The 13,327-nt window shown below is 19.5% G+C and carries 6 protein-coding genes; all 6 read left to right on the top strand.

Annotated features, from left to right (window positions below; translation table 11 throughout):
• Positions 1-1,243 precede the first annotated feature (1,243 nt).
• The 6 genes from BUCNMO_RS00915 to murC all read left to right on the top strand — a co-directional run bounded on the left by BUCNMO_RS00915 (position 1,244) and on the right by murC (position 10,250).
• A complete protein-coding gene (locus tag BUCNMO_RS00915; protein WP_158344763.1) occupies positions 1,244-2,737 on the top strand; it encodes a UDP-N-acetylmuramoyl-L-alanyl-D-glutamate--2,6-diaminopimelate ligase in 1,494 nt (497 codons plus the stop codon).
• Positions 2,734-4,086, top strand: a complete 1,353-nt coding sequence (locus BUCNMO_RS00910; RefSeq protein ID WP_158344761.1) for a UDP-N-acetylmuramoyl-tripeptide--D-alanyl-D-alanine ligase — start codon at positions 2,734-2,736, stop codon at positions 4,084-4,086. The genes BUCNMO_RS00915 and BUCNMO_RS00910 overlap by 4 nt, the downstream gene beginning before the upstream one ends.
• Before the next feature lie 3 nt (positions 4,087-4,089).
• Positions 4,090-5,172 carry a phospho-N-acetylmuramoyl-pentapeptide-transferase gene (gene mraY / locus BUCNMO_RS00905; protein ID WP_232037630.1) on the top strand — a complete coding sequence of 361 codons (1,083 nt, stop codon included), beginning with the start codon at positions 4,090-4,092 and terminating at the stop codon, positions 5,170-5,172.
• 2 nt (positions 5,173-5,174) lie between these two features.
• Entirely contained in the window at positions 5,175-6,512 is a 1,338-nt protein-coding gene (murD, locus tag BUCNMO_RS00900; protein WP_158344759.1) for a UDP-N-acetylmuramoyl-L-alanine--D-glutamate ligase, read from the top strand.
• Between the two features lie 1,155 nt (positions 6,513-7,667).
• Entirely contained in the window at positions 7,668-8,747 is a 1,080-nt protein-coding gene (murG, locus tag BUCNMO_RS00895; protein ID WP_158344757.1) for an undecaprenyldiphospho-muramoylpentapeptide beta-N-acetylglucosaminyltransferase, read from the top strand.
• A 90-nt stretch (positions 8,748-8,837) separates the two neighbouring features.
• Positions 8,838-10,250, top strand: coding sequence for a UDP-N-acetylmuramate--L-alanine ligase (gene murC, locus BUCNMO_RS00890; RefSeq protein WP_160118318.1), 1,413 nt, complete (start codon positions 8,838-8,840; stop codon positions 10,248-10,250).
• The last annotated feature ends 3,077 nt before the right edge of the window (positions 10,251-13,327 follow it).

Raw genomic sequence — 13,327 nt, 5'->3', positions numbered from 1 at the left:
ACTAAAAAAACTAATTTATAATAGTAATTTACATTTCTAAGAATTACAAAATATTTTAATTATTAAAAAAATATACTTATAATCGAATAGAAAATAACCAACTAATAATAAATTGGCAAAAACATATACGTTTGTCCTTAATTAATTATTTACAAATACAAAAAGTAAAACATTTATTAAACAAAAAATAAAAATATCTGTCTTAAACTATTTTAATACTTTACAAAAAATTATTATTATAATAATAACCATTATGATAACAATTAATGTTTTTTTTTAAAAATAAAAAAACAAATTAAATACATTAAGAAACAAAACATTAAAAAAATTGACATTTAAAAAAAATTTTAAAAAAATATTATTCTCTAAAAATTAATTTTTTTATTATATCGTTAATATAAAAAATATTTATTTAAAAATAAAAAAATTTAATAACGTTCTTCAAACATTATTAAAAAAGATTAATTCAAATACTTAGAAATATTATATATTTTAATATTTTAAAAAATAAATAATAGTTTAAATATTATTAAATAATAAACATATTTCTTCTAAAAATTAAATGTTCTCATCAATTAGTGTAAAACATAAAACATATACATTAATTACATATACTAACTGTAAAACATGAAATGTATCTTATTACGTGAGATATCATATATTATATCAATGCAGTACTTAAATCGTTTAATTAAAACACAAAAAGTTAAAAACTATATAATAAATTTTTTTCTAAACTCAATTTAATAATTCAACTTATAGTAATTACTTACTGTTTGACAAAAAAATTAATATCAAAAAATTATATAAATTCTTATTTGTAACTAAATTTAATTCTTCTTTAAATTATAATAAAATTTTTTTAAAATATTAAAAAATTACAAAATCACTATAACAATACACTTAATACTAAAAATAACAAAACATTAGTTATTATGCAAAATTACTAAATTATAATTAAAACTAAAATTTTAAAAAAAAAACTAAATAATTATAGAATATACGTTTCATATATTATTATGAGTGTAGATTTGTCATGTATAAATATACCTCAATTTAATTTATTAACCATTATTAATAAATTAAATATTAAAAAAATATTATAAAAATTCTTATACTTTAAGGTTTATGAATATAGCAAGTATCACTTCTAAAAATAATAAAAAAATGGGACTAAATAGTTCAATTCAATAAAATAGTATATTATACTAACAACATATAATAAAAATGTTTTACTACTTCAATGAAAACCATACATAACGTAAACAAATTATTATCTCCATGGATCCGTCATACACCTGACAAATTATTTAAGAATATAATTTCAGATAGTAGGAAAATAACTTACAACGATTTGTTTATTGCTGTAAAAGGTAATATTGTAGATGGATCAATGTTTATCTCACAAGCTATTAATAAAGGCGCATCAATCGTACTACTAGAAACTAACAAAATTAAATATCATGGATTAATTCAATTTAATAAAAAAGTACCAATCATCCATTTTTTTAATTTATCAAGATGTCTTCCTGATATATCAGGAAGGTTTTATCAAAATCCTGGAAAAAAAATTACAACTGTTGGAGTAACTGGCACTAATGGTAAAACTACAGTAACACATTTAATTGCTCAATGGGCTCATTTATTAGGTGAAAAAACAGCTATTATAGGAACCTTAGGAAATGGCTTATACAAAGCACTCAAAAAAACTCCTAATACTACTGACTCTGCTATAGTAATTCAATCTTTACTGCATAAATTTATTCAAAAAAAAGTAAATTTAGTAACTATAGAAGTTTCTTCACATGGAATTCAAGAAAATAGAATAAAAAACATTTTTTTTAAAATAGGTATACTTACTAATATATCTCAAGATCACCTTGATTACCATAAAAATATACAAGAATATACTAAAACAAAATGGAATTTTTTTAAAAAAAATAAAGTTTATCAAAAAATTTTAAATAATGATGATAAAACATTGAATAATAATTGGTATCAAAAAAATAAACATGAAAACGATATTTTAATTAATACTCAACAAAACATTAATAATCATTTTTCACGAAAACAAATATACGCTAAAAAAATTATTTTTGATAAAAATAACACTAAAATTTTTTTTCATTCTTACTGGGGCAATGGTGTTTTAATAAGCCAATTATTAGGATTATTTAACGTCAATAATATACTATTAGCATTTTCTAGCTTATTAAAATTAGGTTATCCTATGCAAGATCTTGTACAAAAATCTCACTTACTCTCTCCAATCCCTGGAAGAATGCATATAATTAATCGAGTTAATCAACCTATAATCATTATTGACTTTGCTCATACCCCAGACGCGTTAAAAAAAGTTTTACAAACATTACGTTACTATTATTATAAAAAAAAAATATGGTGTATTTTCGGATGTGGAGGAAACAAAGACGTAACAAAAAGATCCAAAATGGGAATAATTGCTGAACAGTTATCTAATCAAGTGATCGTGACTAATGATAATCCCAGAAATGAAAACCCAATAAAAATTGCCAATGATATAGTTAGATACTGTACAAAAAATGTCAAAATAATTATTGAAAGAAAAGAAGCAATAACTTATGCAATTAAATTAGCTAAAAAAAATGACATTATACTAATAGCTGGGAAAGGGATTGAAAACTACCAAATTATTGGTAATAAATTTATTCAATATTCAGATATAAACACAGTATTTAAAATATTAAATAAAAAATGATTAAAACATCCTTAAAAAATATATCAAAAATTACTAACGGGTTGTTTGTACATAAAATATGTACAACAATTGAAAAAATTGAAATAGATTCTAGAAAAATTACTTCTAAATGCTTATTCGTTGCAATCATTGGAAAAAAACTCAATGGACACAATTTTTTTCAAGAAGCTATCAATAAAGGTTGTGTAGCACTTTTAGTACAATATAAACTACCTATTATTTTCCCTCAAATCATTGTAAAAAACACAACCACAGCCTTAGGTCAGATAGCACATTGGAATAGAATACAAACTAATCCTTTAGTAATTGCTATTACAGGTAGCCTAGGAAAAACATCTGTTAAAGAAATGACCGCTTCTATTTTTTCTCAATACAACAAAACTTTATATACTAAACATAATTTTAATAATTTTATTGGAGTCCCACTAACCTTATTAAGATTAAAAAAATCTCATCGTTTTGCAATTATTGAAATAGGAGGTAATTCTCCTGGAGAAATAAGTTATTTATCAAAAATTGTACAACCATATATTGTTCTAATAAATAATATTTACCCAGTTCATTTAGAAGGATTTCATTCATTATTAGGTATTGCTAAAGCAAAACAAGAAATTTTTTCAGGATTATCTCAAAAGGGAATTGTTATAATAAATGCCGATAGTAATAATTTAAAATTATGGAAAAAATCGATACGTAATATTAAATGTTATTTTTTTTCTATAAAAAAAAATAACATTTTTGCTACTCATATTAAAATTTATCCTAACCACTCTTCTTTTATTGCACACACTCCATTTTTTAAAAAAATATTAATTAACCTACCAATTCCTGGATATCATAATGTATATAATGCACTTGCTTCTATAGCTATAGCAACAGCTGCACATGTACCTGTTAACAAAATCATCAAAGGTTTATCCATAATTAATACTCCCTCTAAAAGATTAGAATTCATTCAACTAAACAAATATATAACTATAATAGACGATAGTTATAATTCTAGTAATAATTCTATATTATCTGCAATACAAGTACTAGAAAGAATGGATGGATATAAAATACTTATTTTAGGAGATATAAAAGAATTAGGGAGAAATACTATTTCATATCATTTAAATGTAAGAAATATGATTTGCCATGCTAAAATAAATAAAATTTATAGTGTAGGCTACTACAGCAAACTAATTACAGATAACTTAATTCAAGGTAAGCATTTCAATCATCCATTTATTATGTTACCTTACTTACAAAAAAAAATACATCATATTAAAAAAAATACTTTTATTTTATTTAAAAGTTCTAGAAACCATCAATTAGACACAGTAATTAACCTTTTATTAAAGAGATAAAAAATGTTGATATATTATTTTAATAACTCTATAAATAAATTTTTTTTATATGGAACATTTCATAATATATTATTTAGATCTTTAGCTAGCTTCTTTACAACATTAATAATCATATTATCTGTAGGAATATTTGTTACTAAAAGAATAATAAAAACTCAAATTAGTCAAAATATGTATAAAAAAAACTCAATAACTTATTTTCGTAAAAGTAAAATGTCAACTATAGGAGGAATACTAATTATAATGTCTATATTAATTTCAACATTACTATGGAACGATTTACTAAACACATATGTTTGGTATATTATGTTTATATTAATTGGATATGGAATAGTTGGATTTATAGACGATAAACTTAAAATTAATAATAGCTATTCTACCGGATTAACTGTATTAAAAAAATATCTTTTACTATCTTTTATCGCTTTAAGTATCATATTTATAATATATTTTTTAGAAAACGAAGTAAATCATACTAAATTAATTATTCCTTTATTACATAATATACATCCTATTCTTAAAATCAGATATATTATATTAGCTTATTTTACTATCATCGGTACTAGCAATGCTGTAAATTTAACTGACGGGTTAGATGGATTAGCAATTGTACCAATTATACTAGTATCAATTGGATTATCTATTATTGCTTACATAACTGGAAATGTGCATTATCATCAATTATTCAACGTATTATATTTAAAAAAAACTCCTGAAATAATTGTTATATGTACGTCTATTATTGGAGCTGGTATAGGTTTTCTATGGTTCAATAGCTATCCAGCACAAATTTTCATGGGTGATACTGGTTCACTTTCATTAGGAGGTGTCTTAGGATTAATATCTGTTTTATTACGTCAAGAACTTCTACTAATTATTATAGGAGGAGTATTTGTTTTAGAAACAATATCAGTTATAATACAAATTATTGCAATAAAAACTACTGGAAAAAAATTTTTTCTAATGGCTCCATTGCATCATCATTATGAATTACTACAAAATCATGAATCTAAAATAGTAACACGATTCTGGATTATCTCAGTAATCTTAACATTCGTTGGATTAACTACTTTAATAATTTTTTAATAATGAAATATAATTATAAACATAAAAAAATACTAATTTGGGGAATAGGAATTACTGGAATATCCTGTATTAATTTTTTTGTTAAAAAAGGAATATATCCAAAAGTAATTGACACTGAAACCAATTTAAAAAGATTGAAATTCATTAATAAAATACCTAAACGTATTGCAATAAAATTAGGTAATGACATAAAATCATGGATTTTTCAGTCTGATTTAATTGTTATTAGCCCAGGTATTTCTTTGTTTCATCCTTTATTACAACAAGCTTCTACTTTAGGCATTGAAATAATAGGAGATATTGAACTATTTTGTAGAGAAACAAATAAACCTATTGTTGCAATTACTGGTTCTAATGGTAAAACTACAGTTACTTCTATATTACAAACAATAGCTAAAAAATCAAGTATCAGAGTCGCTACAGGAGGTAATATAGGTATTCCTGCTCTAAGTATACTCGAAAAACCAAGTGATATTTACATATTAGAATTGTCTAGTTTTCAATTAGAAACTATTAATTCTTTAAAAGCATATATAGCTGTAATTATTAATATTACCCCTGATCATATGGATAGATATTTTTCTAATTTTAATCTTTATAAACATACAAAATTAAAAATTTACAACAATGCTAACATATGCATCTTAAATACCAAAAACAATTTTTTTAAAAAAAATATACATAAACAACAAAAAAAAATTACTTTTGGTATTAACTATGGTGACTACCATTTAGTTAAACGCCATTCAACAACATGGGTATACCATAAATATAAAAAAGTAATAAATTTAAATAATATATTATTACGTGGGTCTCACAATTTCGAAAATGTTTTAGTTACACTTGCAATATCCGATACAATAGGGTTTTCTAGAAATATTACTCTAAAAACACTTTATAAATTTAATGGACTAAGTCATAGATTTCAAACAATCTACAAAAAAAATAATATAACATGTATTAATGATTCAAAATCAACTAATATTGGAAGTACTATTGCAGCGATAAAAAATGTACGAACAAAAGGTACATTACGATTATTATTAGGAGGTAATATTAAATCTGCAAATTTTTATGCATTAAAAAAATACCTAAAAAATAAAAAAATTAAAATATACTGTTATGGAGTAGATGGAAAGCACATTTTTAATATCTTTCCTTATATATCATCATGTACCCTAACATTAAATCAAGCAATGCATTTGATAAAATCAGAAATAACATCAAATGATGTTATACTTCTTTCTCCTGGATGTAGTAGTACTGATCAATTTACAAATTTTGAAGAAAGGGGGGAATCATTCAAAAAATTATCAAAAAAAATATTGAAGCATATATAAAAAAATTTAGGAAAATTATTACAATATAATTGTATAACAAACTTATATTAAGTATAAAAAAATTTTTTAATACTATATTATCTGAATTGATCACATATATTATATTAACATAATAACAATAACAAAATCTCAATTAATTACTATTAGTTTAAAATATACGTTAACGTTCTTTATTAAAGAAATTTTTTATACACATTATATATTAAGATATCTTATAATTTTACTTAAATACATCAACTAATACCTAAAATAATACTTATTAAACTAATTATTATAATAATTATTATTATAATAAATAATCTTAATAAACAACTCTAAATATCAAATAAAAAATTTATTTTTAAAAAAAATGTAACTAAAATTTTTTTTACACTGACATTAACCTATAATGTTACTTATTATTTTAAAAAAAATTAATAAAAGCAGTATAATTTTTTAAAATTTATAAAAAAATCTATTACTATTCCAATAACAATGTTATATTTTTAATAAAGTTTTATTTAGAAATAATTGTTATATTAAAGATTACTATTATTTACTATATCATTTATCTCTAATCATCAAACTATATTATATTTGATAATTATAGAAAGTAGTATGTTTATAATAATTAGATTAATTATTATCAAACACTACCATCTTGAAAAATAAAAGGTACTTATGAAAGTACTGAATAAGTAAATTCAACTATAAATATCAACTTAATAAATTGTAAATAACATTTAAATAAAAAAATTAATAAATATGAGATTCGTAAAATTAATTTAAAGATTAAAATGATAACTTAAAATACGTACAAATTTTATACATTCCACATTATCTAAAAAAAATTAAACGTATTCAAACAAAATTAATTTAATTAATCATTTATATAATATTATATACGTATATAATTAAAAATTTAAAATTCTATTAAATAAAAAATTTTTTTTAATTATATTCCTTTATTTATTAATTTATATTTAAATATTTATATTATAACGAACACAATGATAACTATTAATATCTAATTACTGAAAAAATTAACTTTATTACTTATCAAGTATAAAAAAAATTTATTTTACGAAAAGCAGCTCATAAAATGAATAACAAATGCTTAAAACAAATTCTAAGAAATATATAAATAAATTATAAACATATTTTCAGAGATCTCTAATGACTAATAAAAAAATAATAATTATGGCAGGAGGAACTGGTGGACATGTATTTCCAGGTATTACAATTGCTGAAGAATTATTAAAAAAAAAATGGAACATATGTTGGATAGGAACCAAAAATCATATAGAATCTTTAATTATTCCTTGTAATAAATTTCCTATATACTCTATTTCCATTACAGGTTTACATAAAACTAATTTATATTCAATCATACAAACATCATTTCAATTAATTAGAGCTTATAAACAATCTAAACTAATAATCGAAAAATATAAACCTGATTTAATATTAGGAATGGGTGGTTATATTTCAGCTCCAGGAGCACTCGTTGCATATAAACAAAAAATTCCTTTAATTATACACGAACAAAATAAAATAGCAGGATTAACTAATAAAATATTAAGCAAATTAGCTAACAAAACATTACAAGCTTTTCCTAACACACTCAAAAATGCAATTGAAGTAGGCAATCCAATTCGACCAGAACTACTTAATATTCCATCTCCTTTCGTACGATTCAAAAATAGAAAAGGACCAATAAGAATACTAGTATTGGGTGGTAGTCAAGGGTCTATGATAATTAATTATTTCATACCAAAAGTTTCATTGTTATTAAATACAAAAATTTTAATTTGGCATCAAATTGGTGATAATATTACAACAAAACTGAAAAAATTTTATAGTATAAAAAGAAAAAATATATTTAAAACATCTACGTTCATAAAAGACATAAAAAGTGCATATTTATGGGCAGATTTAATAATATCTAGAGGGGGAGCTTTAACTGTAAGTGAAATTAGCACAATTGGATTAGGAGCAATATTCATCCCATATCCTCACAAAGATAAACAACAATACTGGAATACTTTACCTTTATATAATATAGGAGCTGCAAAATTAATTGAAGAAAAAAATTTAACAACAAAAGTTCTAATAAATACTATTTTACAATTAAATAGAAAAAAATTAATCTTTATGGCAAAAAAATCTTACACAAAAATACATACTCAAAGTACACAAAAAATAATAAAAATTATTGAAAAAAATTATTTACTGTCAAAAGCACATAAAAAGTAATATTATTATAATAATATATTGTTAATACTTTTTTTAAAAAAAATGAAAAAAAATAATCATAAAGTACATTTCTTATTAAATAAGAAACATATGATACATTTTGTAGGAATAGGTGGTATTGGAATGAGTAGTATCGCCAATTTTTTAATAAAAAAAAAATATAAAATTAGTGGGTCTGATCTTAACCCAAACCTTTTTACAAAAAAACTTTCAAACATGGGTGCATTAATATCTTTCAAGCATTCATATAAAAATGTATTAAAAGCTAATATTGTTGTAATATCTAGTGCAATACCAAAAAATAATATAGAAATAATAACAGCTATAAAATTAAATATACCAATATTAAAAAGAGCTCAAATGCTTTCAATAATTTCTAAAAAAAAATACACAATAGCAATTACTGGAAGCCATGGAAAAACCACTACAACAGGAATAATATTTAATATATACAATGAAGCTAAATTATATCCTAACTTAATTAATGGAGGAATAGTAAAAGATATAAAAAGTTTTTCAAAAACCGGAAAGGGCTTATATTTTATTGTAGAAGTAGATGAAAGCGATGGATCTTTAGTGTATATACAACCAAATGTTGCAATATTAACTAATATAGAACATGAACACCTTAGAAACTACCAAAATAATTTTAATAATTTACAACAAACATACATTAAATTTTTAAATAATACACCCAATAACAAAATCTCTATTATTTGCATAGATAATCTTGGAATAAATCAAATTATAAAAAAAATTACATCAAAAGTTATAACTTATGGATTTAGCCAAAAATCTGATTTTCGTATAGTAAACTATTATCAAATAAACTTTAAATGTTACTTCACATTAGTTCGAAACAAAAAAAATATATTAAATATAACTTTAAATTTACCTGGAAAACACAATGCACTAAACGCTACAGCGTCTGTAATAACAGCATTAATACAAAAAATTCATCCTACTATTATTTTAAAAGCTTTAAAAAAATTTAAAGGTATTGAAAAAAGATTTGAATTATTAGGCCACTTTAATTTAACATTAAAAAATAATAAACATAGTAAACTAATGATAATAAGTGACTATGGACATCATCCTAATGAAATATTATATAATATTCAAACTATTAGAAATGGATGGAAAGATAAAAAGATAACAATGATTTTTCAACCACATAAATTTAGCAGAACACAAGACCTCTTTAAACAATTTATATCTGTCTTATCTTTAGTTGATAATTTATTAATGTTAAATGTATTTTCAGCTGAAGAATGTGTAATTCCAGGATACAACAGTATAGACCTTTGTAAAAAAATTATCACTGTTAGCAATTTAAAACCTACTTTAATTACAAATTATAATAATATACTAAGTATATTGAAAAAAAAATTATTTCAAAAAAACATCGTTTTAATACAAGGAGCAGGTAACGTACATGATATTATATATAAACATTTTGTTTCTAAATTAAGTCCAATACGCCAAATGTTTAATAAAAAATAATTAATTATAAATTATTAATAATATAAATTTAACTAAAAAACTGATTTAACTAAAATATTATCTACATTACAAGAATGAAAAAAATTGTCATAAAATACATCAAATATACTTAAATATTACTATTATATAAAAAAATATTATAAATTTAAATTATAAATACTGAAAAAATTACAAATTTTAATTATATTTAAATTTTAAAATATTAGAATATATGAATAATCATTATCACTAACATAAATTAATGTACAACAATATTTTTTATAAAACGTTATTAAATATCTAAAAAATCTAATAAACATGAAAATAAAAAATATATGTAATTTGTTACTTATTAATAATAAAAAATTATTAAAACTATACTTATATATTTTAAAACATTTTTTAACTAAAATTATTAATTTACATGTATAATAAATAGTTAAATACTCTAAATACTACATTTAACTTAAAACATTAACTTATAAAATGTGCTAATAATTAAATAATTTATGCAAAATGGATATCCTTAATAAAAAACATAAAAACACATTTACCATTTTTTTATAGTTATATAACCTTAAACTTTTTTTTTAAAATATAGTTATATAAAACTTATTTACAAAAATTTTAATTATTTCTTAAATATTATTAAATTTTAAATCTAATATAAAAAACTATTTTTTAGTTAATACATTTATTATATGAAATTATAAAAAATGTAATTATGTTACTATTAGCAACTTTGTTAATTAATAATCTTATATTACAAATTATAAATAACAAATAAAATTTTATTGAAAAAATAAAAAAATTAGAGTATTTAAAAAATCTATCTTAATAACATATGTATATTGTAATTAATAATATTAATATTATATATTAAAATTCTTACATTAAGAATCTGATAACTCTGATAATAATGATCTTTGACCATCTAATTAATTACATTAAGTATTTAAAATGTCAAGTAAAAACATAAGTAAAAAAATTAAATTAATTTTATTTATTTAATTACTATGCCAAATAAACATTTAAATTATAACAAATAAATATATATATATTTTATCTTTATAAAAATAATAATAAGAGATATGAAAATATAATTTACACTATTAAATAAATTTATTTAATAAATAAGTATATTTGTTGTAAATCATTCAAAAAATATTCTATTAACTAATAACATAAGACTAAAAAACATTTTAAATGTTATCAGAAATAATTGCATAAATAAAGATACACTTCATTATACATTAAAATACATATAAAAAATAAATTCAATTAATCAACAATACATAATATATAAACAAATCAATCAAGTTTTTAAAAGTTAACTTTTGATATATCTATACTAAAATAAAAAAATCATTGAATATAAAAAAAATTCATCATATTACAAAATCTCAAATAATAAACGTTAATAAATGTACGATAATAACGCTGTAACAAATTATATCTTATGTAAGATATTGTCAATAACAATATTTAATATTCTTTTATATCTTAACAAAGAATACGTTAAAATGTATCATAAAACGACTAATTCACATATAATCCATATTAGCTATAATACTAAAATAGTATATAAAAAATTTATTAATAATGTTTAAAAAAAATAAAAAAAATATAAAACACATTACAAATATACAAATCTGACAATTTATTAACTTTAAAAATATAATAAAATGTACTCACAAATAATATAATTCATAAAAGTTAAAAATATTTGATAAATTATTAACTCATAAATAGTAATATCAGTATACTCATATGTAGTATGAAAAATATTTAAAATAAAGACAAAGATACCTAATTTTTTAAAATTAAATAATTTAAAAAAAAAATTATTAAATAAATTAATTTATAATAATCTAATTATTATTTAACAATAAAAAATAAAGAATAAGATCATGAATGTAAAAATAACAAAAAAATTAAAACAAAAATAATAAAATATAATAAATTATTATAATATATAAAAAGGTATAAAAAAAATAATTTTTTACTATTGATAATAATATTGATTTAATGTCAATAAAAATAAAAAGATAAATGAACTATTGAAATAAATAAACGATCTTCATAAAAAGTAAATTGAAAGCTCCAATCTAAACATTAAAATATTTATAAAAACAATATTCTCAATAGCTAACTTCATAACAATTTAATACATTTTAGACTATTACCAAATTAGATAAATAAATATCATTAATATAAAAATATATTTTACAATTTTTAAGACAACTAAAAAATTTAAAAATTTTAAAAAAAATATTATTATTAATAATAATATTATTTTTCAGTAAAAAATATAAATTTTTCAAATTACAACATTCGTTAATTTAAATATATTAATTTTTTAAATTACTTTACCTAATAAAAAATTGTTCAAATACTAAATAACAATATTTTGTTGTTAAATACATTAATAACTATAAATACTATTTATTAAATCATTTATTTAAAAAAATTACTAATTTTATCACTAAATCTAAATTAATAAATATTATATTATCTAATATTTATACAAATATACTGAAATAAAATTTAATATCTATTAACATAAAAATATTATCTAATAATAAAACTAAAAAATTTTTTAAAAATCATCATTATATTTAATAATATAAATAAAATAAATTTATTTATAATTACAAAATTTAAATAAATATTACTAAAAAAATTTAATTTAAAATTAGATAAATTTAAAAATTGTTTAAATACTATTAACATATTCACATTTTAAATATATAACTAAAATTATTAATTTTCGCATATTTAAATACTATAATAAATGATATATTAGAATTAATAATATTACCTTACTTACAATAGAAATATATAAATCGTATAATACTATATTATTAAAAATAAATATTTTATTATCTCATTATAATATATTTTAATCATACATATTATAATTTACAAAAAATTTTAACTAATAAAAATAGTATTATTAATAATAATACTACTCATTAGACTATTTTAATAAAATTAAAAAATTTATTTATATATTTTATATTTTATCAAAAAATAAAATATACACAAAAATATCACTAATGAAAATTTCTAAAAACGTCGATAATACAATACATTAA

Source organism: Buchnera aphidicola (Nipponaphis monzeni), from assembly GCF_006741185.1.
Classification (GTDB): Bacteria; Pseudomonadota; Gammaproteobacteria; order Enterobacterales; family Enterobacteriaceae; genus Buchnera_H; species Buchnera_H aphidicola_T.
The sequence above is the reverse complement of the archived record's forward strand: the minus strand, read 5'-3'. Positions and strand labels throughout refer to the sequence as shown.